26 protein-coding genes are annotated in these 24,785 nt (G+C 69.1%); 16 read left to right on the forward strand and 10 right to left on the reverse strand.

All coding sequences use genetic code 11. The features are described 5' to 3' along the window. Positions 1–12 precede the first annotated feature (12 nt). Genes ACZ432_RS01585 through ACZ432_RS01595 form a run of 3 tightly spaced genes read left to right on the forward strand, consistent with a single transcriptional unit; the run spans position 13 to position 2,394 of the window. On the forward strand, positions 13–1,032 hold the full coding sequence (locus ACZ432_RS01585; protein ID WP_426963350.1) for a thiamine pyrophosphate-dependent dehydrogenase E1 component subunit alpha: 1,020 nt from the start codon (positions 13–15) through the stop codon (positions 1,030–1,032). Then, positions 1,025–2,059 (forward strand): alpha-ketoacid dehydrogenase subunit beta, encoded by a 1,035-nt coding sequence (locus ACZ432_RS01590; protein WP_426963261.1) that lies wholly within the window; start codon positions 1,025–1,027, stop codon positions 2,057–2,059. The genes ACZ432_RS01585 and ACZ432_RS01590 overlap by 8 nt, the downstream gene beginning before the upstream one ends. Further along, complete coding sequence (locus tag ACZ432_RS01595; protein WP_426963259.1) at positions 2,056–2,394, forward strand: lipoyl domain-containing protein; 339 nt, start codon at positions 2,056–2,058, stop codon at positions 2,392–2,394. Before ACZ432_RS01590 ends, ACZ432_RS01595 begins: the two co-directional genes overlap by 4 nt. Positions 2,395–2,505: 111 nt before the next feature. On the opposite strand, the gene ACZ432_RS01600 is transcribed toward ACZ432_RS01595, so the two are convergent. Next, positions 2,506–3,090 (reverse strand): DUF7344 domain-containing protein, encoded by a 585-nt coding sequence (locus tag ACZ432_RS01600; protein WP_426963258.1) that lies wholly within the window; start codon positions 3,088–3,090, stop codon positions 2,506–2,508. 462 nt (positions 3,091–3,552) lie between these two features. Here ACZ432_RS01600 and ACZ432_RS01605 point away from each other — a divergent pair, with 462 nt between their 5' ends. Beyond that, positions 3,553–4,146, forward strand: coding sequence for a hypothetical protein (locus ACZ432_RS01605; RefSeq protein ID WP_426963256.1), 594 nt, complete (start codon positions 3,553–3,555; stop codon positions 4,144–4,146). Between the two features lie 283 nt (positions 4,147–4,429). Next, positions 4,430–4,603, forward strand: coding sequence for a hypothetical protein (locus ACZ432_RS01610; protein WP_426963254.1), 174 nt, complete (start codon positions 4,430–4,432; stop codon positions 4,601–4,603). Positions 4,604–4,639: 36 nt separating this feature from the next. Here ACZ432_RS01610 and ACZ432_RS01615 read toward each other — a convergent pair whose 3' ends face one another. The 4 genes from ACZ432_RS01615 to ACZ432_RS01630 all read right to left on the reverse strand — a co-directional run bounded on the left by ACZ432_RS01615 (position 4,640) and on the right by ACZ432_RS01630 (position 7,591). Beyond that, a complete protein-coding gene (locus tag ACZ432_RS01615) occupies positions 4,640–5,281 on the reverse strand; it encodes a class II aldolase/adducin family protein (protein ID WP_426963252.1) in 642 nt (213 codons plus the stop codon). Positions 5,282–5,368: 87 nt separating this feature from the next. Continuing rightward, positions 5,369–6,559, reverse strand: a complete 1,191-nt coding sequence (locus tag ACZ432_RS01620) for an NAD(P)/FAD-dependent oxidoreductase (RefSeq protein WP_426963250.1) — start codon at positions 6,557–6,559, stop codon at positions 5,369–5,371. Between the two features lie 64 nt (positions 6,560–6,623). Next, complete coding sequence (locus ACZ432_RS01625) at positions 6,624–7,061, reverse strand: hypothetical protein (RefSeq protein ID WP_426963248.1); 438 nt, start codon at positions 7,059–7,061, stop codon at positions 6,624–6,626. A 2-nt stretch (positions 7,062–7,063) separates the two neighbouring features. Next, positions 7,064–7,591: a winged helix-turn-helix domain-containing protein gene (locus tag ACZ432_RS01630; RefSeq protein ID WP_426963246.1), complete on the reverse strand. Its 528-nt coding sequence runs from the start codon at positions 7,589–7,591 to the stop codon at positions 7,064–7,066. Between the two features lie 162 nt (positions 7,592–7,753). Here ACZ432_RS01630 and ACZ432_RS01635 point away from each other — a divergent pair, with 162 nt between their 5' ends. The 6 genes from ACZ432_RS01635 to ACZ432_RS01660 all read left to right on the forward strand — a co-directional run bounded on the left by ACZ432_RS01635 (position 7,754) and on the right by ACZ432_RS01660 (position 13,715). Further along, positions 7,754–8,725 carry an ornithine cyclodeaminase family protein gene (locus ACZ432_RS01635; protein WP_426963244.1) on the forward strand — a complete coding sequence of 324 codons (972 nt, stop codon included), beginning with the start codon at positions 7,754–7,756 and terminating at the stop codon, positions 8,723–8,725. Between the two features lie 213 nt (positions 8,726–8,938). Continuing rightward, positions 8,939–10,294, forward strand: coding sequence for an ABC transporter substrate-binding protein (locus tag ACZ432_RS01640; RefSeq protein WP_426963242.1), 1,356 nt, complete (start codon positions 8,939–8,941; stop codon positions 10,292–10,294). A 4-nt stretch (positions 10,295–10,298) separates the two neighbouring features. Beyond that, the gene (locus tag ACZ432_RS01645; RefSeq protein WP_426963241.1) at positions 10,299–11,213 is read left to right on the forward strand and encodes a branched-chain amino acid ABC transporter permease; all 915 of its coding nucleotides are present in this window, start codon (positions 10,299–10,301) and stop codon (positions 11,211–11,213) included. Beyond that, positions 11,210–12,253 (forward strand): branched-chain amino acid ABC transporter permease, encoded by a 1,044-nt coding sequence (locus tag ACZ432_RS01650; protein WP_426963239.1) that lies wholly within the window; start codon positions 11,210–11,212, stop codon positions 12,251–12,253. Before ACZ432_RS01645 ends, ACZ432_RS01650 begins: the two co-directional genes overlap by 4 nt. After that, positions 12,250–13,014: an ABC transporter ATP-binding protein gene (locus tag ACZ432_RS01655; protein WP_426963237.1), complete on the forward strand. Its 765-nt coding sequence runs from the start codon at positions 12,250–12,252 to the stop codon at positions 13,012–13,014. Before ACZ432_RS01650 ends, ACZ432_RS01655 begins: the two co-directional genes overlap by 4 nt. Further along, on the forward strand, positions 13,011–13,715 hold the full coding sequence (locus ACZ432_RS01660) for an ABC transporter ATP-binding protein (RefSeq protein ID WP_426963235.1): 705 nt from the start codon (positions 13,011–13,013) through the stop codon (positions 13,713–13,715). Before ACZ432_RS01655 ends, ACZ432_RS01660 begins: the two co-directional genes overlap by 4 nt. An 80-nt stretch (positions 13,716–13,795) precedes the next feature. Here ACZ432_RS01660 and ACZ432_RS01665 read toward each other — a convergent pair whose 3' ends face one another. From ACZ432_RS01665 to ACZ432_RS01675, 3 genes are all read right to left on the reverse strand, one after another. Then, positions 13,796–14,635 (reverse strand): VOC family protein, encoded by an 840-nt coding sequence (locus ACZ432_RS01665; RefSeq protein WP_426963234.1) that lies wholly within the window; start codon positions 14,633–14,635, stop codon positions 13,796–13,798. Between the two features lie 64 nt (positions 14,636–14,699). Then, entirely contained in the window at positions 14,700–15,419 is a 720-nt protein-coding gene (locus tag ACZ432_RS01670; protein WP_426963233.1) for an HAD family hydrolase, read from the reverse strand. A gap of 83 nt (positions 15,420–15,502) precedes the next feature. Further along, positions 15,503–16,564 carry a DUF4382 domain-containing protein gene (locus ACZ432_RS01675; protein WP_426963231.1) on the reverse strand — a complete coding sequence of 354 codons (1,062 nt, stop codon included), beginning with the start codon at positions 16,562–16,564 and terminating at the stop codon, positions 15,503–15,505. A gap of 527 nt (positions 16,565–17,091) precedes the next feature. On the opposite strand from ACZ432_RS01675, the gene ACZ432_RS01680 reads away from it, so the two are divergent. After that, positions 17,092–17,415: a DMT family transporter gene (locus ACZ432_RS01680; protein WP_426963229.1), complete on the forward strand. Its 324-nt coding sequence runs from the start codon at positions 17,092–17,094 to the stop codon at positions 17,413–17,415. 366 nt (positions 17,416–17,781) lie between these two features. Here ACZ432_RS01680 and ACZ432_RS01685 read toward each other — a convergent pair whose 3' ends face one another. Continuing rightward, complete coding sequence (locus ACZ432_RS01685) at positions 17,782–18,564, reverse strand: IclR family transcriptional regulator (protein ID WP_426963227.1); 783 nt, start codon at positions 18,562–18,564, stop codon at positions 17,782–17,784. 427 nt (positions 18,565–18,991) lie between these two features. Here ACZ432_RS01685 and ACZ432_RS01690 point away from each other — a divergent pair, with 427 nt between their 5' ends. Continuing rightward, on the forward strand, positions 18,992–20,224 hold the full coding sequence (locus ACZ432_RS01690; protein ID WP_426963225.1) for an MFS transporter: 1,233 nt from the start codon (positions 18,992–18,994) through the stop codon (positions 20,222–20,224). Positions 20,225–20,399: 175 nt separating this feature from the next. Here ACZ432_RS01690 and ACZ432_RS01695 read toward each other — a convergent pair whose 3' ends face one another. After that, entirely contained in the window at positions 20,400–20,909 is a 510-nt protein-coding gene (locus ACZ432_RS01695) for a universal stress protein (protein ID WP_426963223.1), read from the reverse strand. A 139-nt stretch (positions 20,910–21,048) separates the two neighbouring features. Here ACZ432_RS01695 and xacF point away from each other — a divergent pair, with 139 nt between their 5' ends. The 3 genes from xacF to ACZ432_RS01710 all read left to right on the forward strand — a co-directional run bounded on the left by xacF (position 21,049) and on the right by ACZ432_RS01710 (position 24,749). Continuing rightward, positions 21,049–22,500, forward strand: coding sequence for a 2,5-dioxovalerate dehydrogenase (gene xacF / locus ACZ432_RS01700; protein WP_426963221.1), 1,452 nt, complete (start codon positions 21,049–21,051; stop codon positions 22,498–22,500). Positions 22,501–22,647: 147 nt separating this feature from the next. Beyond that, positions 22,648–23,586 (forward strand): dihydrodipicolinate synthase family protein, encoded by a 939-nt coding sequence (locus ACZ432_RS01705; protein WP_426963220.1) that lies wholly within the window; start codon positions 22,648–22,650, stop codon positions 23,584–23,586. Positions 23,587–23,657: 71 nt separating this feature from the next. Beyond that, on the forward strand, positions 23,658–24,749 hold the full coding sequence (locus tag ACZ432_RS01710; protein WP_426963218.1) for a mannonate dehydratase: 1,092 nt from the start codon (positions 23,658–23,660) through the stop codon (positions 24,747–24,749). Positions 24,750–24,785: the final 36 nt, after the last annotated feature.

Here is a 24,785-nt window from a genome sequence, read left to right on the forward strand (position 1 = left end):
AAATTGCGGGCGATGTACGCCGACATGGTGACCGCCCGCCGGTACGAGGAGCGGCTCCAGGAGGAGTACCTGGAGGGCAAACAGCCCGCGTTCGACATCTCGGCCGGGCCGATCCCCGGGGAGCTTCACCTCGCGGCCGGACAGGAGGCGGCCGCGGTCGGGGTCTGTCACCACCTGCGACCGTCCGACACCGTCACGGCGCCGCACCGCCCGCACCACGTCGCCATCGCGAAGGGAGTGGACCTGAAGCGCATGACGGCGGAGATATTCGGTCGGGAGACGGGACTCGGAAAGGGGAAGGGCGGCCACATGCACCTGTTCGACCCCGACGTGAACTTCGCGTGCAGCGGCATCATCGCGCAGGGGTGTCCGCCCGCGGCCGGCGCGGCGCTGGCGGCGAAGAAGCGCAACGAGGACGCGGTCGCGGTCGCGTTCCTCGGCGAGGGGGCCATCGACCAGGGCGGGTTCTTGGAGTCGCTGAACTTCGCCAGCGTCCACGACCTCCCGGTCGTATTCGTGGTCGAGGACAACGACTGGGCGATAAGCATGCCGAAGGAGCGCGTCACGGACGTCGAGGACGGCTCGAAGCGCGCGGACGGCTTCGACATGCCCGGCGTCCGCGTGGACGTCGACGACGCGGTCGCGGTGTACGAGGCGGCCGGCGAGGCGGTCGGTCGCGCCCGCGACAGAAACGGCCCGACGCTGTTGGAGGTGCAGGTGCACCGCCGCATGGGCCACTTCATGGGCGACCCGCAGACGTACCGCTCCGACGCGGACGAGGAGGCCGCGCTCGCGCGCGACTCGATCGAACGTCTCGAACGGGAGCTGCGCGACCGCGGCGTCGACGACGCGGAGTTGGACGAGGTCCGCGAGCACGCCGAGGCGCGCGTCGAGGAGGCCATCTCGTGGGCGAAGGAACAGCCGCATCCGGACCCCGAAGCCGCCCACGACGACGTCTTCGTGAACCCGGCGTCGGGCGTGACCGACAGCGAGCCCGACTTCGAGCTGGCGGAGGTGAGCGGCGATGAGTGACGCCGCCGAGCCGGGCTCCCGAGAGGTCATCGACCGCGAGCTGACGATGAGCCGCGCGATGGTGGAGGCGATCGCCCACGAGATGGAGACCGACGACGAGGTGTTCTACATGGGCGAGGACGTCGCCGACTACGGCGGCATCTTCGACAGCACGCAGGGGTTACTGGAGGAGTTCGGCCGCGACCGCGTGATGGACGTGCCGATCAGCGAGACGGCGTACCTCGGCGCCGCGGTCGGGGCGGCACAGGCCGGGATGCGCCCCATCGCGGAGCTGATGTTCGTCGACTTCTTCGGCGTCGCGATGGACCAGATCTACAACCAGCTCGCGAAGAACACGTACATGAGCGGCGGCAGCGTCAACGTCCCCTTGGTGTTAACGGCCGCGGTCGGCGGGACGTACAACGACGCCGCGCAACACTCACAGACGCTGTACGGCACGTTTGCGCACCTGCCCGGGATGAAGGTCGTGGTCCCCTCGACCGCCTACGACGCGAAGGGGCTGCTGCACAACGCGATCCGCGACGACGACCCGGTCGTCTACCTGTTCCACAAGCGCCTGATGGGGATCGGCTGGATGCCGGCGCCCGACGGGCCGAAGACGCCGGTCCCGGAGACGGACTACACCATCCCGTTCGGGAAGGCGGACGTGAAACGCGAGGGCGCGGACGTCACCGTCGTCACGCTCGGGCTGCACGTCCACCGGGCCCTGGAGGCGGCCGAGTCCCTCGCCGCGGACGGGATCGACGCCGAGGTGATCGACCTCCGGACGCTCGTCCCGCTGGACGTCGACACCGTCGTGGAGTCGGTCCGCAAGACCGGGAAATTGGTCGTCGTCGACGAGGACTACCGCTCGTTCGGTCTCACCGGCGAGATCGTCGCGAGCGTCGCCGACGCGGACCTCGACGCCCTCGACGCGGTCGAGCGCGTGGCGGTTCCGGACGTGCCGATCCCTTACGCGCGCCCGCTCGAGGACGAGGTGATCCCCGGGGTCGAGGACGTCGAACGGGCCGTTCGCGAGGTGCGATGAGCGGCCACCCACGAGGTGCGACGACCGACCGACCGGACCCCGCCCCGACGGCCGGCCCGCTGCTCACCGACGGCGGGTCCGGCGGCGTCCGCGTCGCGGTCCGCGCCAGCGGCGACTGGGAGCGCGACGTCGACGAGACGGAGGGGATCGTCGTCAACTGGTTCGCTCGCGAGGGCCGCCCGGTCGAGGCGGGCGAGGCCGTCTGCGAGATACAGGTGGAGAAGGTGAGCATCGACCTTCACGCGCCCGTCGACGGCACGCTCGACGAGATCGTGGTCCCGGAGGACGGGGAGTTCGAGATCGGCGACGCGGTCGGCTGGATCGATCCGGCGTGACGCCCGTCCCATCGCGGCCGCGCTCGCCGAAGAACACTTGCAGGTCGGTGTGCACCGCGTGAGGGCTCCGTACCGATCCGTTTCGGGGCGCTCCGGTGCGCGGTCCCGGCGTCAGTCGCGCCGCCGAACCTCGGGGGGCTTCTCGGTGGTCCCGAGCCGGGTGCGCCGGCCGACGACGCGGTGAACGACCGCCGACACCCCGAACGCGGCCACGGTGAAGGCGCCGACCGCGAGCGGGGAGAGCCCGGCGAGACCGGGGACCCCCGTCGCGACCGCGAGCAGCAGCGCGCCGGCGACGCCCGCCAGTCCGAGGTAGTAGAGGTTCCACGGGACCTCGCGGGCCTCGAGGACCTCGACGTAGACGTCGAGGCTCTCGAGCGCGGGGGTCGGCCTGACCGTCCCTTCGTCGTCGACGGTTATCACGTCCTTCTCCTCGAGCTTCGGGAGGTGCGTCCGCCGGAGCGTGCTGTACACGTTCCGCCGGTCCTCGTACTCGACCGCGTCGGGCTCGACGCCGACCTCCCACGCGGTGACGCGCCGCGACAGCTCGGAGACGTCCATCGGTTCTTCCTCGCCCTTGAGCGCGTGGATGACGAACCGCCGGCGGCGGTTCGCGAGCATCTCGAAGACCTCGTTATCGGAGAGGTCGGGCTCGTCCGGACTGGCTCCGTTCGCAATGGCGGTCGTGGTGTGCATCGGTCTGGGTCTGAGTCGGTCGCCGCTCGGAGCCCGCGAGGATGCCGCGGCCCCGAACCGGCAGCATTCGCCCGCATTGTCTGTGACAATGCACCATAAAGTAGTTGGGTAGTTTACATGTAAATTAACGAATAGTGATAGGTTATGGGGTCTCTCGTTACGGCCGCGAGCCGCGGTCGAAGCGTCACAGGGGACCCTTTCCGAATCGCTCGAGCTCAGCGCCCCGGCGGAGATGGTCGGTTGAACCACGTTCTGGCCGCGATTTCTCGTCCGCGGGACCGTCTCGGGGATCCAACGAGCGAGGGTATCCATCCAACGAGCCGAGCCCGGAACGCCAACGAGGAGATCCGGGGATCATGTCGAGGATCTCATAACGAAGTACCTCTCCCCCCATGGCCCATGTGAGCATTCCCGGCCCGGATGCCCGGGTTGCGGGGTGCGTCAACGAAGGTGAGATACGACATGGAACGTCGCAAATTCGTGATCGGAATGGGATCGCTCGCTGCCGGTGGGGCAGCTGCAATGGGTACGGGTGCGTTCGCGAGTGTTGAAGCGGATCGTAGTGTCAGCGTCAATGTGGCTGGCGACCAGAACGCATATCTGGGACTGGAGGACACGTCCTCATACGCAGAAAAGAACGGCAAGGAACTGATGCTGAATTTCGCTGCCAATGGCAACGGTGGCTCCGGGATCAACGCGGATTCTGTCTCGACCTTCGACGGCGTCTTCAGGATGGTGAATAACGGACCCAACAATCTCGACATTACCATCGACAAATCTGGACTGGCTAATCCGGGCCGATGGCACTTCGTTCCCAAGGAGGTCTACGAGGAGTACAGCGGTAACTACCCCGAAGACAGCTTCTACCCCAGCTGGGACGATTTCCAGGGATACGACACTACCAACGCGAGTGGAGGGGGACTGAATTCGGGTGACTCCACGCTCGTCGGTGTCGCGATCGATGCTCGGGATATGAACACTGTGCCTGGCGGGGAAATCACGTTTGCCGTCACGGACGCGGACGGCCCGTACGGTAGCAACTCGGGCGGGACCTGACTGGGTCGACGGGACCGAGTCACTAATTTCTCCCTTGACCGATCCTACTGGTCTGGAGGTTCTCGAAGATATCGGACGTTGAACCCCTATTGCTGAAGTCTCCCCTTCAGCTTCCACTCCGTCCGCTTCGTTTCCGGAAGAACACTTGCAGCACGGTGTCCGAACCGACGGACGGCGGACCCACGAACACTTGCAGGATGGTGTGACCGATCGCTGAACCCGGGCACACATCATCGTCCGTCCCACTCCGCTGCCTTCTATGTTCGACCGCGTACGAGGACCGATGTACAGACCCTCCACCGACCTCGGGAGCGCGCCGCGCTCCGAACCGATCGGCGTCGCGGTCGCGAACGGCGTCCCGCTCGCGGGCGTGATCGCACATCGGGTGGAACGCCGCGGCACGTTCGGCCGGCGCGCGGACAGCCCCGACGCCGCCGGTCGCCGCAGTCATTCATAAATGCCGCCGGTCGCCCTTCTCTCCGCGTCGGGCCGGTTACTCCGCGTCCGGCTGGCCGTAGGAGGCGAACTTCTCCTCGACGGTCGCGAGCTGGTCGTCGGTGAGCGTCGTCGGCTCGCCGACCGCGGAGGCGCGCAGGTAGAGCCGGCAGAGCTCCTCGACGTGGCGGGTGTTCTCTAGCGCAGTCTCCAGGTCCGGGCCGGTGACGACGAGCCCGTGGTTCTCGATGATCGCGGCCGAGGAGCCGGCCTCGGCCATCGCGGCGACGACGTTTGCGGCGAGTTCCTCGGTGCCGTAGGGGGCGTAGTCCGCGAGGGGAACGCGGCGCCCGACCGCGACGATCATGTAGTGGACCGGCGGGAGCGACTGGTGGAGCGTCGCCATCGTCGTCGCCCACGTGGAGTGCGTGTGGACGATGGCGCCCGGCTCGTCGTGCCTGTAGATGCCCGTGTGCATCGGCACCTCGCTCGAGGGGGTCATCTCGCCGGCCTTCTGCTCGCCGTCGAAGCCGACGACCGGCACGTCGGCCGCGTCGAAGGAGTCGTACGGGACGCCGGTCGGGGTGATGGCGAAGGCGTCGCCGCGGCGGACGCTGAGGTTGCCGGTGCGGGCGGGCGTGAGGTCGGCGAGGGCGGGCGCGTGACGCACCACGGCCTCGCGTTCGCGTTCGAGAGTCACAGTGGCCCGCCGGTTCGCTCCCCGAGGTTCTCAATCCTGTGGTTCGGCCCCCTCACGGGACGGTGACGAACTCGGGGGGTATCGGACTCAGGCGACGCTGCGCTCCGCGAGCGTCTCCCCGCGCTCGAACCGCTCCCGATCGAGCCCCGACACGTCGACGAGACCCGTCTCGCCGTCGAGGACGAGGTCGGCGACGATCCGGCCGGTCGCGGGCGCGTGCTGGAACCCGTGGCCCGAGAACCCCGCCGCGGTCACGAACCCGGGGACCGACTCCTCCACGACCGGGTGGTGGTCCGGCGTGACCGCGTACAGCCCGGCCCAGCCGCGCCGGATCCGCGTCGCCGGCCCGAAGTAGTCGGTGTACGCGCCGGCGCGCTCGACCGCCTCCGCGGCCCAGTCGATGTCCATCCCCTCGTCGTAGCCGTCCGGGTCTGCGTCGGGATCCGGCTCCGCGAAGTGACCGCCGACGAGCGCGATCCCCTCGCGCTCCGGCCGGAAGTACGACCCCGTTTCGAGGTCGATGGTGAGGGGGACGGACTCGGGCACGGGCGTCGACGGCTCCACGACCGCGATCTGTCGCCGGCGGGGCGAGATCGGCAGGTCGACGCCGGCCAGTTCGCCCACCCGGCTCGCCCACGCGCCCGCCGCGTTGACCACGTAGTCGACCGCCAGCCGGTCCGTCGCCTGCTCCCCGATCTCGCCCCCGTCCGCGCGGACCTCGGCTCCGACCACGCGGCCGCTCCCGCGGCTTTCCTCCCGGAGCACGTCGGTGACGACCGCGCCGGTCCTGATCTCGACGCCCGCCTCTCGGGCGGCGCCGGCGTACCCCTGCACGGCGAGGTTCGGGTCGGCGACCCCGTCGTCGGGATTGTACGTCGCCGCGACGAACGGGTCGGGGTCGAGTCCGGGACAGCGCTCGGCCGCCTCGGCGGGCGTCAGAAGCTCCGACGCGGCGCCCAGCTCGCGCTGCATGCGGACGTTCTCCCGGAACCGCTCCGCGGTCGCCTCGCTCCGCGCGAGGAACAGGTAGCCGTTCTTCCGAAGCCCGATGTCGACGCCGAACCGCTCCTCGAAGCCCTCCCAGACCGGCTTGCTGGCGAGCGAGAGTTCGACGTTGACGCGCGTCGAGAACTGCGACCGGATGCCGCCGGCCGCGCGGGCGGTGCTCCCGCCCCCGAGCGACCCCTTCTCGCACAGCGTCACGTCCGCGCCGCGCTCGGCGAGTTCGTACGCGGCCGCGAGCCCGACGATCCCGCCGCCACAGACCAGTACGTCCATGGCCGTCCGTCGGACCCTCCCGACATAAGCGTCCGCACCGGGCCCGTCGGGCCTCGACGGGCGGTCACCACAGCGACCGGATGCGTCTCTCGACCGCCTCGAACGCCGTCGCGTAGACGTCCAGAGGGTGCAGTGACGACAGATCCAGGTCCGTGACCGTCGCACAGGCCGGCGGTTCGTGGAAGTGTACCCGGGCGTTGTGGGCGTTCGGATGCCTGTCCCAGCGGCACTCCCAACGGTCGTCTCCGCGGGACTCGACGTAGTGGATCGAGAAGTCGCCGGTCGTGAACCACCTGACGTCGAGCCGGACCGCGGTCACCGAATCGGGGTAGCTATCGCGGTCGAGCGTCGCGCGAAGCAGTCGCGGCTCGTAGGGGTCGGGATCGAACGCGACCTCGGCGACCAGTTCGTCCGCGGCGAGCTGGCGCTCGAGGAGCCGCAACGTCTGTCGGTCGGGTGGTCCGGTCGAGTCGGCTCCCGGCTCGCTCGGGGGCGGACCCATTCTCAGGCGGGGATCAGATGTCCGTCGTTCCCCGCGAGCTGACGGGCGAGTTCGTACAGCCGGAGGTCCCGGATCACGCCTTTCCACTCGCTCACCGCGGTCATTCGCGCGTGGACCGTTTCGTGATTCTCCGCCCCGAACACGGAGACGTCGTTCGGATCCGCGGTCCCGAACCGCTCCTCGTACTCGGACCGCCGCTCCTCGAGGTCGGCGACGCGGTCGAGGATCTCCTCGACCGAGAGGTCGTCGGCGATGCGGTTCGCGTCCTGCCACTCGAGGAACCCCTCGTTCCGCTCGTACGCCGCGGGGCGGCGATCGCGGTCCGCGCGAACGACGCCCATCTCCGTCAGTCGGTCGAGGTGTTTCTTCGCCGCGTTGGGGGAACAGTCCGCGATCTCGGCGATGTCCGTGTACGCCGTCGGCGACGTGACTCCTAGGATCACGTCGTAGACACGACCGAACGTGTCCGTTCCCTCCTGCCACCGGGATCGATCGGCCCCGGAGTTCGGGGCCGCCTCGAACTCGCTCATACAGAAGCTACGCCCCGGCGCTCAATATATCTTTCTACCGTTCAGATATTTGTGCGATGTGGTTCGGTCGTTCCGTCCGCGGTCGGCGCGTTCGGGACCCCGCGCGCCACCCATCGCCTCGTGGATCAACACCTAAGGCATGGGGGAGCGACGACCGAACACATGGTACTCGTGCTCTCCGAGGAGGAGGTCCAGCCCCACGTCGACCTTCCGGAACTCGTCGACGTGGTGGGCGACGCGCTCGACAAACAGGCCGCGGGCGAGGTGGAGCGTCCCGACCGGCCGCACTTCCCGGTCGGGCGGGGGCTGGACGGCGAGGAGCCGACGGGGACCGCGATCGCGATGCCCGCGTACATCCACGGCGCGGACCAGTACGCGACGAAGCTCGTCGGGGTACACGAGGGGAACCCGGACCGCGGACTCCCGACGATCAACGCCCAGATCGCGCTCACCGACGCCCGGACCGGAACCCCGGAGGCGTACATGGCCGGAACGACGGTCACGAACGCCCGCACGGGCTGCATCGGCGGACTCGCGGTCCGCGAACTCGCCCCCGAGACCGCCGCGCTCGGGGTGATCGGTGCGGGGGAACAGGCGCGGTGGCAGGCGCGGGCGGTCGCCACCGTGGCCGACCTCGACGACGTGCGGGTCTACTCGCCGAGTGACTCCCGGCACGCGTGCGCCGAGGACCTCTCCGAGGAGGGCATCCCGGCACGCGCGGTCGAGTCGCCGCGGGCGGCCGTGACCGGCGCCGACGCGGTCGTGACGGCGACGACCGCGACCGCGCCCGTCTTCCCGGCGGACGCGCTCGAACCGGGCGCGCTGGTCGTCGCGGTCGGCGCGTTCACCGCGGAGATGCGGGAACTACCCCCGGAACTGGTCGAGGGGGCGGCGAGGGTGTTCGCGGACGTGCCCGAGGAGGTCGCGGAGACGGGGGACTTCCGCGGGACCGCCCTCGGCGTCGCGGACCTCCTGCCGTTCGGCGACTTGGTCGGCGGCCGGTGCGACACGCCCGACTCGGAGGCGCCCGTCGTGGTCGCGAGCGTCGGTTCGGCGACGCTCGACGCGGCCGCCGGTGCGGCCGTCTACCGCCGGGCCGTCGAGGTCGGCGAGGGAACCGAGATCCCGCTGTGAGCCGTCGGCTCCCCGCCCCGCGAGCGCCATCAGGAACCGATCTGAACGTCCACACCAATGGTGAGAAAAACTACATTATGGCGACTTCGCCGCCGAATACGGTGAACAGGCCGACACTTCCTCGAGAAACCTGAACATTTCTCCGGTATCTCCCCCCACCTCCGACCATGGTCGCCTCGGGGTTTATGGCTCGCTGTACGAGGATCAGTTGCGATGGTATCTAATACCAATACGGGGACGAGCCGCAGAGCGTTTCTGACCGCGGCGGGGGCCGGCGGGATCGCCGGGCTCTCCGGGTGTGTGAGCTTCGGCGAGGGTGGCAGCGAGAGCGGCGGAAGCGGCGGCGGCAGCGGCACCGAGTCCGGCACCACGACCGGTGAAGCCGGGCCCGAGACCGTCGTCTTCGGACAGCCGGGCGCGCTGACCGGCGCGTTCGACTTCCTCCAGCCGGGCGTCTCGCAGGCGGCCGACGCGGCGGTCCGGCACATCAACGAGGCCGGCGGCCCGCTCGGCGCGGACCTGGAGCTGGTGCGCCGCGACACCGGTGTCGACCCGCAGGAGGCCCGTACCGTGGCGACCCAGCTGGTCGAGAACGACGACGCGGACGCGATCGTCGGGCTGTTCTCCAGCGAGATCAACCCCCTCTGGGACTTCCTGCAGGACCTCCAGACGCCGATCGTCACGCCGTGGCCGGGGTCGACGTTCCTCGACACCCGCGGCGGCGACAAGGGGACGCCGGACGACCTGAGCGACGACGAGTGGGTGTGGCGGACCGTCGTCGGCGACACCGTTCACACCGGCGGGAGCGCCGTCTACGCCCTCGAGGAGGGGTACGACACGCTCGGGGTCATCAACGGGAACACGGAGGGAGAGCGCAGTTACGTCGAGGGCTTCCTCTCCGTCTACGAGCAGAACGGCGGCTCGGTCGCCGAGCGCGTCGAGGTCGAACTCGGCAGTTCGAGCTATCAGTCGGCGCTCAGCCGCCTGTTCGACGCCGACTTCGACGCGTTCCTCGTCAGCATGCCGCAGGAGTCGGCGATCACGGCGCTGAGCGACTGGTCGGACGGCGGCTACGGTCGCCAGCCCATCCTCTCGGACACGCTGGCCCAGCAGGCGGTCATCGACCAGGTCGGTAGCGACCTCCACGGCGCGTGGGTCGCTTCGCCCGGCCGGTCCGGCCCGAGCTACGACACCTTCGAGGGCATCTACAGCGAGGAGGGCGACGCGGAGATCAACGGCTGGACGCCGCCGTCGTGGGACGCCGTGCAGGTGACCGCGCTGGCCATCGAGCGCGCCGGTGAGGCGAGCCACGACGCGATCCAGCGGAACCTCGGCCCCGTCAGCCGCGGCGACGGGACGGTCGTCAGCAGCTTCGCGGAGGGGAAGGAGGCGCTCGCCAACGGCGAGGAGATCACCTACGAGGGCGCGGCGACTCCGGTCGACTTCACGGAGCACGGCAACGTCTTCGGGAGCGTGACCATCAGCACGGCTCAGGACGGCTCGTTCAACGCCACGAGCGAGGTCTCGGCCGAAGCCGTCCGCGAGTACGTCGCGGAAGGCGAATACTGAAGCGATGGGGTTGCTTCAGGAGGCCATCTTCGGACTGGTCACCGGGTCGTACATCGCGATCGCCGCGATCGGGTTCACCCTGATCTACGGGATCGTGAACATGATCAACTTCGCGTACGGCGAGTACCTCACGCTCGGCGCGTTCATCGGCCTCGTCGCGGCGACCGCGCTCCCCGTGCCGCTCCCGGTCGCAGTCCTCGTCGCGATGATCGGCGGCGGGGTCGTCAGCATCGTCCTCGCGAGGGGCTTTTTCACCCCGATCAACGACACCGGCCCGGTGCCGATGCTACTCACCTCGATCGGGCTCGGGATCGCGCTCCGGAACGCGATCCGGCTCGTCGGCGGCCGGAGCGCACGGTACTTCGACACGGAGACCGCCACCTTCCGCTTCGACGCGGTGCCCTCGCTGTCGGTCGGCCCGATCGACCTGCTCGGTGGGTTCTTCGTCACCTCGGGACACCTGATCGTGATCGGCGCCGCGGCCGCGGTGTTCGTGGCCATCCACGGCCTGCTGACCCGGACTGACGTCGGGATCGCGATGCGGGCGATGGGCGACGACGAGAACCTCGCACGCGTCCGCGGCATCGACACCCAGCTGATCCGCGACAGCGTCTGGATACTCGCTGGCGTGCTCGCGGGGCTGGCGGGCGTGCTGATGGCCATCCAGACGAACGTCAGCGCGGACACCGGCTTCAGCCACATCCTGCAGATCCTCTCGGCCGCCATCCTCGGCGGCGCGGGGAGCCCCTACGGGGCGATCCTCGGGGCGTACGTCATCGGGCTCGTGCTCGCGGTCTCGACGGCGTTCCTCCCCTCCTCGATGACCGGGCTCTCCTCGGCGGTCGCGTTCGTCATCCTCATCGGAGTGCTGCTGGTCAAGCCGAGCGGGATCGCCGGTACGGAGGTGCGTGAGGCGTGAGCGCCCTCGATAAACTGCCCGACGGCCACGGCGACCGCGCGCTGATCGCGGGGGTCGTCTGCCTGCTCGTCGGTGCGCTCTTCGCGCTCACGCCGATGCGCGCACAGCTCCCCAGCTTCCTGTACGTCTTCGTCGAGGTCGGGATCCTCTTCGTGGTCTACGGGCTGCTCGTGCTCGGGCTCGACCTCCAGTACGGGCACACGGGGCTGGTCAACTTCGGCCACGTCGTGTTCTTCGCGGTCGGCGGCTACGCGACCGCGATGCTGTCCGCACAGGACAGTTTCTCCGGCGTCGCGCTCGGCTACCCGTGGCCGATCGGGCTCGCCGTCGGCGTGCTCGCGGCCGCGGTTCTGGGCCTCGCGCTCAGCGTCACGTCGATCCGGCTCCGCGGGGACTTCCTCGCGATCGTCACGCTCGCGACCGCGGAGATCTTCCACTCCGTGTTCGTCAACTTCCAGGGGATCTTCGGCGGGAACGTCGGCATCCTGGGCGTCCCGCGGCCGATCGCCGCGCTCGTCGCCGACGGCGACACCAGGCTGGTCGCGACCCTGTTCGTGCTCGGCGGCGTCACGCTCGTGACGCTGGCGGCCGTGACGCGTCTCACCGAGGCGCCGTACGGCCGCGTGCTCCGCGCGATCCGGGCCGACGAACTGGTGACGCGCTCGCTCGGCAAGTCGACGATCACCTACAAGACGCAGGCGTTCGTCTACGGCGCGGCGCTGGCCGGCCTCGCGGGCGGGCTGTTCGCGCTGTACAACGGCGCCGTCGCGCCCGGCTTCTTCACGATCCAGGTGACGGTGACGATCTGGATCGGGATGCTGCTCGGCGGGGCGGCGAACCACCGCGCGGTGCTCGCCGGCCTGGCGATCATCATGGGCCTGCGGCTCCTCTCGCGGTTCGCGCTCGGCGTGACGCCGGTCTCGGGCGACGTGTTCGCCTCGATCCGGCTGATCGTCGTCGGCATGATCCTCGTCGCGGTGATCCGCTACCGGCCCGCCGGGATCTGGGGTAACGCCCGCGAACTGGGGGTGGACCGATGAGCCTCCTCTCGACCGACGGGCTCGTCAAGGAGTTCGGCGGCCTGCGCGCCGTCGACGACCTCTCCGTCTCCGTCGAGGAGGGCGAGATCGTCGGCGTGATGGGCCCGAACGGCGCGGGCAAGTCGACGTTCTTCAACTGCGTCAGCGGCGTGATCAAACCGGACGCGGGCACGGTCACGCTCGACGGCGCGGACGTGACCGGCGACGCGCCGGAGTCGCTCGCCCACCGGGGGCTGGTGCGGACGTTCCAGGACACCCGGGAGCTGGAGACGATGACCGTCCGCGACAACGTCCGGCTCGCGGCGCCCGATCAGCCGGGAGAGCGGACGCTCCCGGCGCTGCTCCGCAGCGGCGCGATGCGGGACCACGAGGCGACGGTCCGGGAGCGCGCCGACGAGCTGATCGAGACGTTCGAGCTCGACCACCTCGCGGACGAGTACAGCAGCAATCTCTCGGGCGGTCAGCGGAAGCTCCTCGAGCTCGCGCGGGCGCTCATGCTGGACCCCGAGGTCCTCATGCTCGACGAACCGTTCGCGGGGGTCAACCCGACGCTGACCCGCGAGATCGCCGACCGCATCCGCGACCTCAACGAGAAGGGCATGACCGTCGTCGTCATCGAACACGAGATCGAGACGCTGAGCGAACTCGTCGACCGACTGGTCGTCCTCCAGCAGGGGAGCCTGCTCGTGGAGGGGGACCCGGAGGACGTGCTCTCCGACGAGCGCGTCATCGAGGCGTACCTCGGAGGTGACGCCGAATGAGTCTGCTCGAAGTCGAGGACCTCGACGCCGGCTACGGCGACCTGCAGGTGCTCTCGAACGTCGACCTTCACGTCGACGACGGCGAGTACGTCACCATCGTCGGCCCGAACGGCGCGGGCAAGTCCACGGTGATGAAGACGATCGTCGGGCTCGCGACCCACTTCGACGGCGCGATCCGCTATCGCGGGACCGACTTCGCGGGCGCGTCGCCGGAGGACGTCGTCCGGAAGGGGATCGGCTACGTCCCGCAGTCGGACAACGTCTTCCCGACGCTGACGATCGAGGAGAACCTCCGGCTCGGCGCGTACGTGCTCGACGGCGTCCCCGAGGACAGAAAGCGCGACGTCTACGACCGGTTCCCGGCGCTGGCGGACCGGACCGACGAGGACGCCGGCTCCCTCTCGGGCGGGCAGCGACAGATGCTCGCGATGGGCTGTGCGCTGATGCTCGACCCGGACGTCCTCCTGCTGGACGAACCGTCCGCGGGGCTCGCGCCCGACCTCGTCGACGAGATGTTCGACCGTGTCGACGAGATCAACGACGCCGGCACGACCGTCCTGATGGTCGAGCAGAACGCGAAGGAGGCGCTCCGACGGTGCGACCGCGGCTACGTGCTCGCGGGCGGCGAGAACCGCTACGAGGACGACAGCGACGCCCTGCTTCACGACGAGGAGGTCCGCCAGCAGTTCCTCGGCGGATAGCTCGCGGTCGCGCCACGGCTTTTCCCCGCGGGTTTTCTGTCGGCGGGTTTTCTGTCCTCGGCTTCGCGGTACAGCCGAACCTACTCGTCTCTCGCGACGAGTCCCAGATACGGCCGGCCGACGGGGTGGGTGACCGGGAGCCACTCGACCGCGCGCTCCCCCACCGATCCCGCGGTGCAGTCGTCGAAGCCGTGGTCGGCGTCCTCGTCGTACCCCAGCAAATATGCTGCGGGCGACGCACCGAACCGCTCGATCCGGTCGGCGAGCCAGCCGTCCCCCCGCGGCCGCGCCAGCGTCACCGGCAGGCCCGGGAACGACGCGACCGTGGCGTCGAGGTCCTCGCACGCGTGTCGCGTCGGCTCGGCGGCGTCGAACGCCGTCTCGAACGCTTCGACCGCGTCGTCGAGATCAGGCACGCCGATCACCACCGTGTCGACCCCGTGGACCGGCGACGACGCCAGGTCCCCAGTCGGCTGGACGCGCCGCTCGCGGGGCGTCCGGTCCTCGATCAGGAAGGGGAGCCGTGCGCCCGGATCGCCCTCCTCCAGGTACGTGAGGTCCCACTCGACGAGCGTTCCGTCCTCGCGTTCCCGCTGGAACGCCGCGGGTCCCTCGACGGTCACGCCGCGGTCGCGGAGCGTCGCGGTCGTCGCCGCGATGCCGTCGATTCCGACGGCCCACGCGCACGGCCCGCCGTCCTCCCCGATCGCCGAGTCCCACCACGGAGACGCCGCGCCGTCCTCGACTGTCGAGATGAGTTCGATGTAGCTCCCGTCCCGGAAGCCGACGATCGCCATGTGCGTGACGCCGTTCGAGTGCTGGCCGCCGTACGCGACGGGAAGTCCGGCCGCCTCGAACGCCTCGGTGAGCCGATCCAGATCCCGCCCCGCGACGGTCACGTGGTCGATGCGGAGGTCCATGGTTGGTGGCGGGAGGCGACGATCAAAGGTGTTCCGGGGTCGCTTCGGGGCGCCCCGGCATCGCTCAGAGAAGGACGTCCGTCAGCGCCGCGAACTCGGTGACCCGATGGTCGGGCCGCTCGTGGCCGGAGAGCGCGCTCGGGCCCGCGTCATCGTCCTCGCGCTCGTGGTCGAGCAGCACCGTGTCCATCCCGACGGCGTTGCCGCCCTCCACGTCTGCGCGCACCGAGTCGCCGACCATGACCGCCTCGCTCGGGCGCAGGTCCAGCTCCGCCAGCGGGAGCGTGAACATGATCGCCGACGGCTTCTCGCGGCCGGTCTCCTCGGAGGTGAGCACCTCGTCCACGAGGGGGTCGAGTCCGAGCCGTCGGATCTTCTTCAGCTGGATCCGGGTGGTGAGGTTGCTGACGATGGCGACGGAGAGTCCGGCGTCGCGGAGCGCTTCGAGGGTCTCGACGGCGCCGTCGAACAGCGCCATCTCCTCCAGGTACGCGCCCCAGTACGCCTCGCCGAGCGCGAGCGCGTCCGCGGCGTCGCTTGTCCCCGTGTGGTGCCGGATCGCGCGCTTGAAGTACAGAAACCGCTCGTGAGCGGAGGCCGTGCCGGCGAGTTCGCGCTTCGTCTCGCGGCGTCCGTGCTGGTAGAGCTCGTCGAACGCCGCCCGCGAGAGGTCGTAGCCGAGCCGCTGTGCCTCCGCGAACGCCGCTCGCTTGCCCGCCTCGTTGCAGGGCGGGTACGGGTACAGCGTGTCGTCGAGGTCCAGGAAGACCGCCTCGTAGCTCATGGCGGCCACTACGCGCCCCGCGAGTTACGTCTTTGGCAATCGGCCGTCCCGCAGTCGAGTCCGGGGACGGGCGACGAACCGGATCAGTCGCCCCCGGAGTTCCCGCCGCCGTCCTCGGGCGAACCGCCGTCGGTTTCCGCCGTCGCCGTGGGCTCTTCGTCGGTCTCGCCCGTCTCGGTCTCCTCCTCCGTTCCGTCTCCGTCCTCGTCGTCCTCGCCCTCATCACCGACCTCTTCCACGTCGACGTCCTCCCCGGCGACGCCGCTCTCGGAGATGACCGGCAGCAGGTTGTACTCGCCGGTGTTGCCCTTCTTGACCACGTTGATGTCGAAGACGAAGCTCAGGGACTCGCCGGCGACGACCTCGAACGGCTTGACGATCTGGAGCTTCTCGCTCGGCACCTTCACGCCGACGGTCTCGCCGTCGACGATCCCCTCCGCGTCGCGCACGTGCAGCTCGACCTTGGTGTAGCGCCCCGCCGGGAGCTCGCCGTCGAACACGCTGACGGCCTTGTCGCCGACGACCTCGGTCAGGTCGACCGTCCTCCCGTCGAGGTCGATCTCGGAGAAGCCGTTCTCCCCGTCGTCGTTTTCGTCCTCCTCGGACTCGTCTTCCTCCTCGTCCGCGTCTTCGTCGTCGTCCTCAGTCTCGTCGGCCGCGTCCTCGTCCGTGGACTCCGCCTCGGTCGTCGCCTCGGTGGTCGTCGCCTCCGCCGTCGCCGTCTCGGTCGTCGTCTCCGTCGACTCCGCGGTTTCGGTCCCGCTTTCGGCCCCGTCTTCGGTCTCCGACTCGTCCTCGGTCTCCTCATCGTCCCCTTCGTCGTCCCCCTCGCCGCGGAACACGCGGGCGTGATCGAGGGTCACGTTCAGTTCCTCGAAATCGCCGATGTCGGCGGGCTGGTCGCTGACGAGCAGCCGGAAGCTCCCCACGGTCGTCGACCCGTCCGACCCCGACTCGGTGGTCGAGCCGTCGCCGGTCCCGTCTCCGTCCGCGGTCGTTCCGTCCGAGTCGGTCGCGCCCGAGCAGCCGGCCAGAAGCGTCGCGCTCGCGCCCGCCCCGAGCGCGACGAACCGGCGGCGCCCCACCGCGTCCGTCGCTCCCGCACTGTTCCGCTCCTCGCCGTCCGTCGTTCCTGAGTCGTGCATCGTGTTCGAACCACGGGCCCTCGGAGGGTTATAAAGTCGACATCGTCCACCCGAGTTTGGTCGGTTTAACTCCGTTTGCCCCCCGGTTTCCGGACCGCTGACGGCCGATCCGCGCGGTCCGGGCGGTCCGCGCGGCGCTTCCCCCGTCCGGCCGCGGTGTCGACCGTCGGATCGGTTCACTCCGCGCCCGCCGCGCACCCGGCTCGCGCGCGATTCGATCAACTCGGGCACTCGAACTCGGGCCTCTCGCCGGCCCGGTCGCGGACGACGATCCCTGTCCGTTGAACAAACCTACCAGAAATAATAACAGTATGTGGATCAGAAAAGAGTCGAGGATACGGTTCCCGGAGAGGTCGGTTTCGGTCGGGGTTCGGGGAGTTCGGGTTCGGGGAGTCCGGTGACGGCCGCACGTCCGGCCTCCGGCGCACGCGTGTGGATCCGGCCGGTCTCGTCTCGCGGCGTTCGAGTCGTCGGTCGACTCCGCGGGACCGAAAGCTATAGCCGGCCGATCGGGGTAATCCGACACGATGTCGTGGCTCGTCCTCTTCGTCGCCGGTCTGTTCGAGATCGCCTGGGCGATCGGGCTGGAGTACTCCGACGGCCTCACGGAGCCGGTACCGACCGTCGCAACGGCCGCCTCGCTCCTCATCAGCATGGTGCTGCTGGCCAGGGCGGTCCAAGACCTGCCGATCGGGACCGCGTACGCCGTGTGGACCGGAATCGGTGCCGTCGGGACCGCGACGCTCGGTATCGTCCTCTTCGACGAGCCGGCGACGGGCGCCCGACTGCTGTTCATCTCCGTGATCGTCTTCGGGATCGTCGGTCTCCACGCCGTCTCCGGCGGCCACTGATCTCATTTGTGAATTCTGCCATTATTCGATATAACTACGTAATCTGGTAATTTTGTAGATCCCAGTCCGGCTTCCACCGCTCCCCTCCGCCGCCCCCCTCCGCGTCCCCTCCTCCGTCGTCCCCGCGGTTCTCGACCGCGGTCGGTCGTCTCCCGCGGGAGGGGTTCGTCTCGGTGGATGCGCCGCGCACGGGGACGCGGTGGACGCGGCGCGCGCTCGGTTCGAGAGGCGACCGTCGGGGGATTCCGGTCGCTCGACCGGTCGGAAACGCGACGTCAGCCCCGTCGTTCAACTATCTCGAACGCAGTTCGCACGGTGTTACAAATATATATGTGTAATGGGAGGGAGCGGAAGGGGGCGTCCGCGTCAGTAGTGTCGGGACTGGAGCTCGATCACGTTCGCGGCGTTCCGGAGTTCGGGAAGGAGCTCGTCCTCGATGCGCTCGTCGCTGAACCGGTGTTTCGGGCCGGCGATCGAGACCGCGATGTTCTCCGAGTCCGGGTCGTCGCCGCCGATCGGGACGGCGACCGACTTGATCCCGCTGACTCGCTCCTCGTCCTCCGTCGAGTACCCCTGTTCGCGGACCCGGTCCATCTCCGCCAGGAGCTCGTCGAGGTCGGTGATCGTCTGCTCCGTGGCCGCGGGGATCCCGTAGCGGTCGACGATGTCCCGGACCTCCTCGTCCGTGTGCTGTGCGAGGAGCGCCTTGCCGACCGCGGTCCAGTGCATCCTGGTGTACTCGCCGGTCGGGGCGTTGTCCGAGACTCCCTCGACCGGTTCGGACCGATAGACGAGCACCCGCATCCCGTTCTCCTCGTACCCGAGGGTTCCCACCTCGCCGGTCGTTCGGGAGAGGGTGTCGACCTCCGACCGCGCCGCCTGGTAGCCGTTCCGGTTGTGGCGGACGAGCCCGCCGACCTGCAGGAACCGTAGGCTCAGCCGGTAGCGACCGCCGTCGTTGATGACGTATCCGAGGTCCTCGAGGGTCTTGAGGTAGATGTGCACCGTGCTCTTGGGAACGTCGAGGTGGTCCGCGAGTTCGGAGACGCCGCACTGCTCCAGCTCCTGCATCTTTTCGACGATGTTGAACACGTTGTCGACGGAGCTGATCCGTTGTTCTCCGCCGGAGTCGGTTCGGTCCTCGCTCATGACGTAAGATAGACGCTCCCGGCAGTTAACCGTTCTTTATTGTTGTCTACATGTTCTGTCTAATATCATTGGACGAATTCGGTCCGTCTCGCGGCTGCCGTCTCCCGGCTCCCGCGGGCCCCGCGGCCGAATAATGCTCGACAGCACCGGTGAAACTTACGCCCACGGGGCCGAAGTCATTCCGTGTATTTATTATGATGAGTGATGAACGAGAGAGCGTGACATGAACGACACGAGCCGTCATCGGGACCATAGGCATCTCTCCTCGACCGACCGACCGGCGTTCGACGCCTCGCCGCCGAACCGGGTTCGCGGACCGGTCTCCGCCGGCGGCACGCCGACCGGACCCAACGCCGTGACCCCGGCGTCCGACGGCGTCAGCTCCGTCGATCGGACGTGCACGAACACCCCTCTCAACTAGCACACGATGTCTACCGATACCCAATCCTCGTTCAACTATCCGCAGCTCGTTACGCTGCTGCTCATTCCGGTGATGGCTGCGTTCTCCGGGGCGCTGATCAACCCGACCATCCCGGCGATACAGACCACGTTCTCGCACCTGCCGAACTCGGAGACGCTCGCGCAGATGGTCAGTACGATGTCGGCCCCGATCGTGGTGATCGTGGCGCCGATCGTCGGCTACCTCCTCGACCGGTACAGGCGGAAGCCGGTGCTGATCGCGTCGATCGTGATCTACGGGTTCGGAACGAGTATCGCGTTCTTCCTCGACTCGATCTACCTGATCCTCCTGACGCGGGTGTTCGACGGGATCGCGGTCGCCACGCTGATGGTGACCGTGCCGACGCTCATCTCGGACTACTACTCGGGGAGCCGCCGCGAGTCCGTGATGGGGTGGTACGGGGCGATCCAGATGGCCGGCGGCGCGGTCGCCGCGCTCCTCGGGGGCGCCATCGCCTCGGTCAACTGGCGGTTCATCTTCCCCATCTACGCGCTCGCGCTGCTTCTGGTCCCGCCGGTGATCCGGCACCTTCCCGAACCGGACGTGCACCGGGCCGCCACCGACGACGAGGTCGGCCGGATCGAGGCCGCGGTCAACATTGCGCGCGAGTCGCCGGTGCTGATCCTCCTCGTCGCCTACTTCCTCGTCACCTTCGGGATGTTGACGAACAACCTGATCCAGATCGAGGTGCCGTACTACCTCCGTGAGTCGATCGGGGTCAGCAGCGGGATGACCGGCGTCGCCCTGTCGGCCGCGATGGTCGCCGGGGTCGCCTCCGCGGCGCTGTACGGCCGGTTCCGGAGGCGGTTCCAGCACGCGACGATCCTGATGATCGCGTTCGGGATCGCGTCGGTCGGCTACGCCATCATCAGCGCGACGGACGTCTTCGCGGTCGTCCTCGGCGGCATCCTCGTCGCGGCCGGCGGGATGGGGTTCCTGCTCCCGACGATCAACGACTGGGTGGCGGCGATCGTGAACGAGGAGTACCGCGGCCGCGCTCTCAGCGGTGTGACGACGACCATGTATCTCGGCTTCGCGATCTCGCCGTTCGTCCCCACGCCCCTGATCGACGCGTTCGGTCGGAGCACGACGCTCCTCATCTGGGCCGGCTTCCTCGCGGTCGTCACGGTCGGGCTCGGCGTGCTCTGGCTCACCGACTGGGACTCCAGCCCGGCGCCCGACGCGGTCCGGGCCGACTGATCGCGACGGGGTTCTCGCCACTTATCGCGGCCGTCGCCTTCTCTCGCGGTCGGTGTGTCTCAGAAAGGTGGTCAGCGTTGGTCAGAAAAGTGGGCAGCGTTGTTCAGAAAGATGGTCGGCGTTGGTCAGAAAAGTACCCGCCCCGTCGCGTCGCTTTTCGTCTCGGGTCCCCGGATCAGTCGTTCCGGACGAACGTGACCGGACACGGCGACTCGAGGAGGACGGTCTGCGCGACGCTGCCGAAGATCACCTTGTCCGTGGGCGAGCGGCTCCGCCCGCTGACGACGATTCGGTCCGCGTCGAACTCGTCGGCGAGCGCGACGAGCCCTTCGCTCGGGTCGCCGACCGCGCCGCGGACCTCGTGATCGACGCCCGCGTCGGCCACCGCGTCGGCGACCGCCCGGACCGTCCCCTGTTCGGCGACGATCTCGTCGACCGTGTACTCCTCGGGAGGGAACTCCTCGAGCAGGTCGTCGTACTCGTCGTCGGAGAGCACGTAGGGGCCGGGAGAGCCCGAGATGGGCGCCGTGCTCGTCGAAACAACCTCCGGCTCCTCGGGGAGGACGTGCGCGATGACGACCGTCGCGTCGAGCGGTTCCGCGACCTCGAGGGCGACGTCGGCCAGTCGCTCGACGCGACGGTCGTCCTCTTCGTTGACGGCTAGCAGGACTGTCTCGATGGTCACGGCGAGTGCTACCCCACGCACCGCCAAAAGGCTGTACGTGTCCGCAAAGGATACCGGGAATGGCCCGGCCCGCGCCCGGTCGGTCGCAATACTCCCCTCATCAAAACCTTTGTATCGCTCGCCGCGGAACGTCGAGTGGATGCCGACAGTGTACGAGAACTACGTGAACGGTGAGTGGATCGCCTCCGAGTCGGGCGAGACGTTCGACGTCGAGAACCCGGCGGACCCGTCCGAGACCGTCGGCCGGTTCCAGGCCTCGACGGTCGACGACCTCGACGCGGCGGTCGACGCCGCGGTCGACGCGCAGTCGGAATGGGCCGACACGCCCGGTCCGAACCGCGGCGACGTCCTCAAGCGTGCGGGCGAACTGCTCGCGGAGCGCAAGGAGTCCGCGACGGAGACGCTCGTGCGCGAGGAGGGGAAGACGCGCGCCGAGGCGGCCGGGGAGGTCCAGCGGGCGATCGACATCTTCGCCTACTACGCCCAGAAGGCGCGCGACCTCGGCGGGATCAGTAAGTCGCCGAGCGGGCGGAACAAGGACCTGTACACGAAGCGGGAACCGCTCGGGACCGTCGGCCTGATCACGCCGTGGAACTACCCGGTCGCCATCCCCGCCTGGAAGCTCGCACCGGCGCTGGCCGCGGGGAACACGGCGGTCGTGAAGCCCGCCTCCGCGGCGCCGACCATGACGGCGGTCCTCTTCGAGTGCCTCGACGAGGCGGGCCTCCCGGCCGGCGTCGCGAACATGGTGACCGGCTCCGGCAGCGAGGTGGGGACGCCCCTCGCGGAGCACGACGACGTGGACGGCGTCTCGTTCACCGGGAGCACCGCGGTCGGGACGAGCGTCGCCCGGAGCGCCGCGGACGACCTCAAGCGCGTCCAGTGCGAGATGGGCGGCAAGAACCCGACCGTCGTGATGCCGAGCGCGGACGTCGACGAGGCGGTCGAGATCCTCGGCGCCGGCGCGTTCGGCACGACGGGCCAGTCGTGCACGGCGGCGTCGCGCGCGATCGTCCACGAGGAGGTCTACGACGAGTTCGTCGAGGCCATGGTCGAGTACGCGACCGACGTCGAGATCGGGCCGGGGCTCGAGAACCCTGACATGGGTCCGCACGTCTCGGCGGCCGAGCTCGAGTCCACCCTCGAGTACGTCGAGATCGGACAGGAGGAGGGGGCGACGCTCGAGACCGGCGGCGAGCGTCCGGCCGAGTCGGCGACCGGCGACGGCTACTACGTCGAGCCGGCGGTGTTCTCGGACGTCGACAACGACATGCGCATCGCCCAGGAGGAGATCTTCGGGCCGGTGCTGTCGGTCATCGAGGCGAGCGACTTCGAGGAGGCCCTCGAGCTGGCCAACGACGTCGACTACGGCCTCTCCGCGAGCGTCGTCACGCAGGACCTCACCGAGGCCGACGCGTTCGTCGACCGGATCGAGGCCGGCGTCGCGAAGGTGAACGAGAAGACGACCGGGCTCGAACTCCACGTCCCCTTCGGCGGGTACAAGAACTCCTCGACGAACACCTACCGCGAGCAGGGCGACGCGGGGCTCGACTTCTTCACGTCGACGAAGACGGTCTACCGCAACTACTGACCACGCCACGGGGAAGCCGTCGCGGACCGCGGCCGGTCCGCGGAATCGTCCCCGACCTGCACTAGCCACCGGCGCGCCCGCCGCGAACCCGCCGTTTATGCGCCGTCAACGATGGCTTTATTCCTGCCGGCCGTATCATGTCACATGATGTCATCGACAGCAGTGCAGGTCCGACAGCGATTGCGAGACGTCGCTGTCGGGTTGCTCACGCCCTTCGACGAGAACCTCGAGATCGACCACGGGAAGGTCGCGGCGAACGCGGAGTCGCTCTACGACGCGGACATGCGCACCTTCCTGGCGGCCGCGAACATCAGCGAGTACCACTCCCTCTCCCAGGCGGAGCGCATCGCGAGCGTCGAGACGGTGGTCGACGCGCTCCCGTCGGACGCGTGCGTCCTCGCGGGCGTCGGCGGGAGCACGCCCGACGCGCTGGAGCTGATCGAGGCGTACGACCGCGTCGGCGCCGACGCGATGATGGTCATGCCGCCGGACCACACCTACCTCCACGAGCGGGGGCTGCTGGAGTACTACCGCAAGCTCTCCGCGGGAACGGACGCCCCGCTCGTCCCGTACGTCCGCGGGTTCGACCCCTCCGTGGAGTTCCTCGCGGACCTCACCCGCGTCGACGGCGTCGTCGGGGTAAAGTACGCCCTGGAGGACCCGGTGAAACTGGGCGAGGCCGTCCGCGCCGGCGACGACGACGCCGTCTGGGTCGACGGGCTCGCGGAGCCGTACGCGGTCGCCTACTGGGCGGAGGGGATCGAGGGGTTCACCGCGGGCGTCAGCAACTTCCGGCCCGAGGTCGGCCGCGCGCTCTTCCGGGCCCTCTCCGAGGAGGACTGGGAGCGGGCGCGCGCGCTCAGGGACGTCTGCCTCCCCTACCAGCGGTTCCGGAGCGAGACGGGACGGAACAACGCGCTCCCCGGCGCGGTCAGCGTCCCGGCCGTCAAGAAGGGGCTCGACCTCGCCGGCCTCCACGGGGGCGACGTGCGTGAGCCCATCCGCCCGCTCACCTCCGCGGAGGAGGAGCGTGCCGAAGCCATCTACGAGGAACTGGACGACGCCATCGACCGGCTCATCGACTGACAGCGAACCGCCGACACGCACCGCCGAGCGAGACAGCACGACAGACCGACTCACGACCGATTCACACGACGATGACCGACGCAACCCACGACGAGAGACCGCGCACCGACACCGAACAGCTCCCGCTCCGAACCGGCCTCCGGACCCGTACCCTGTCGGACGAACGGCTCGCGTTCTGCCGCCAGATCGGCGTCCGGGACGTGTTTCTCGACCACCGCTCCCCCCGCGGCGACGTGTTCGAAGACGAGGGCAGCGGCGACGACGAGACGATCACCATCGACGACGGCGTCGTTCCGAGCGTCTCCGAACTCGTGCAGGCGCGCCGGCGCGCGGAAGACGCCGGGCTCCGACTGATGGGGATCCAGTCGCTGAGCTACAACGTCTACGGGAAGATCATGCTCGACAAGGAGGGCAAGGAGAGCCAGCTGGAGACGATCAAACAGCTGATCCGGAACCTCGGGCGGGCGGGCATCCCGATCCTCGGCTACCAGTGGAACCCCCGCGGCGTGGTCCCGATGCGGACCTCCCAGACCGCGCGGCTCCGCGGCGGCGCCCGCGGTCGCGAGTTCGACATCGAGGACCTCGACGAGCCGTACGAGCCCGTCGACGAACTGGAGCGGGAGTACACCGAGGCGGAGCTGTGGGACAACTACGAGGCGTTCCTGGAGGAGGTGCTCCCCGTGGCCGAGGAGGCCGGCGTGCGGCTGGCGCTTCACCCGGCGGACCCGCCGACCGTGGAGCAGCTCGGCGGGATCCCGCGGCTGTTCCGGAACTTCGAGGCGTTCCGGCGGGCGATGGAGGCGGTTCCGAGCGACGCCCACGGGCTCAAGCTCTGTCTGGGCTGCTTCTCCGAGATGCCGGACGCCGACGTCGAGGAGGTGATCGCGCACTTCGGGGAGCGCGACGACATCGTGTTCGTCCACTTCCGCGACGTCGTGGGCACCTGGCCGCGGTTCACCGAGACCTTCCTGGACGACGATCGGAGCAACTACGACCCGGTCGCGGCGATCGAGACCCTCCGCGACGCGGGCTTCGACGGCGTCGTGGTCCCCGACCACGTCCCGGAGGTCGTCGGCGACACGGAGTGGGGCCACCGGTCGCGCGCCCACGCGGTCGCCTACCTGAACGGCATCCTGTCGTGTTCGGACGATGGGGGTCAGTGAACCATGCGCCGCGACGGCGCCGCGCCCTGACCACGC

It is taken from the genome of Haloparvum alkalitolerans (assembly GCF_055381565.1).

Coding starts and splice junctions, on each gene's coding strand:
- ACZ432_RS01690 (WP_426963225.1), top strand. CDS start 18,992: ATGTCTACCGATACCCAATCCTCGTTCAACTATCCGCAGCTCGTTACG.
- ACZ432_RS01625 (WP_426963248.1), bottom strand. CDS start 7,061: ATGGGTCCGCCCCCGAGCGAGCCGGGAGCCGACTCGACCGGACCACCC.
- ACZ432_RS01645 (WP_426963241.1), top strand. CDS start 10,299: ATGGGGTTGCTTCAGGAGGCCATCTTCGGACTGGTCACCGGGTCGTAC.
- ACZ432_RS01620 (WP_426963250.1), bottom strand. CDS start 6,559: ATGGACGTACTGGTCTGTGGCGGCGGGATCGTCGGGCTCGCGGCCGCG.
- ACZ432_RS01665 (WP_426963234.1), bottom strand. CDS start 14,635: ATGGACCTCCGCATCGACCACGTGACCGTCGCGGGGCGGGATCTGGAT.
- ACZ432_RS01660 (WP_426963235.1), top strand. CDS start 13,011: ATGAGTCTGCTCGAAGTCGAGGACCTCGACGCCGGCTACGGCGACCTG.
- ACZ432_RS01640 (WP_426963242.1), top strand. CDS start 8,939: ATGGTATCTAATACCAATACGGGGACGAGCCGCAGAGCGTTTCTGACC.
- ACZ432_RS01635 (WP_426963244.1), top strand. CDS start 7,754: ATGGTACTCGTGCTCTCCGAGGAGGAGGTCCAGCCCCACGTCGACCTT.
- ACZ432_RS01610 (WP_426963254.1), top strand. CDS start 4,430: ATGTACAGACCCTCCACCGACCTCGGGAGCGCGCCGCGCTCCGAACCG.
- ACZ432_RS01605 (WP_426963256.1), top strand. CDS start 3,553: ATGGAACGTCGCAAATTCGTGATCGGAATGGGATCGCTCGCTGCCGGT.
- ACZ432_RS01675 (WP_426963231.1), bottom strand. CDS start 16,564: ATGCACGACTCAGGAACGACGGACGGCGAGGAGCGGAACAGTGCGGGA.
- ACZ432_RS01680 (WP_426963229.1), top strand. CDS start 17,092: ATGTCGTGGCTCGTCCTCTTCGTCGCCGGTCTGTTCGAGATCGCCTGG.
- ACZ432_RS01670 (WP_426963233.1), bottom strand. CDS start 15,419: ATGAGCTACGAGGCGGTCTTCCTGGACCTCGACGACACGCTGTACCCG.
- ACZ432_RS01705 (WP_426963220.1), top strand. CDS start 22,648: ATGTCATCGACAGCAGTGCAGGTCCGACAGCGATTGCGAGACGTCGCT.
- ACZ432_RS01630 (WP_426963246.1), bottom strand. CDS start 7,591: ATGAGCGAGTTCGAGGCGGCCCCGAACTCCGGGGCCGATCGATCCCGG.
- ACZ432_RS01600 (WP_426963258.1), bottom strand. CDS start 3,090: ATGCACACCACGACCGCCATTGCGAACGGAGCCAGTCCGGACGAGCCC.
- ACZ432_RS01685 (WP_426963227.1), bottom strand. CDS start 18,564: ATGAGCGAGGACCGAACCGACTCCGGCGGAGAACAACGGATCAGCTCC.
- ACZ432_RS01595 (WP_426963259.1), top strand. CDS start 2,056: ATGAGCGGCCACCCACGAGGTGCGACGACCGACCGACCGGACCCCGCC.
- xacF (WP_426963221.1), top strand. CDS start 21,049: ATGCCGACAGTGTACGAGAACTACGTGAACGGTGAGTGGATCGCCTCC.
- ACZ432_RS01655 (WP_426963237.1), top strand. CDS start 12,250: ATGAGCCTCCTCTCGACCGACGGGCTCGTCAAGGAGTTCGGCGGCCTG.
- ACZ432_RS01585 (WP_426963350.1), top strand. CDS start 13: ATGTACGCCGACATGGTGACCGCCCGCCGGTACGAGGAGCGGCTCCAG.
- ACZ432_RS01710 (WP_426963218.1), top strand. CDS start 23,658: ATGACCGACGCAACCCACGACGAGAGACCGCGCACCGACACCGAACAG.
- ACZ432_RS01590 (WP_426963261.1), top strand. CDS start 1,025: ATGAGTGACGCCGCCGAGCCGGGCTCCCGAGAGGTCATCGACCGCGAG.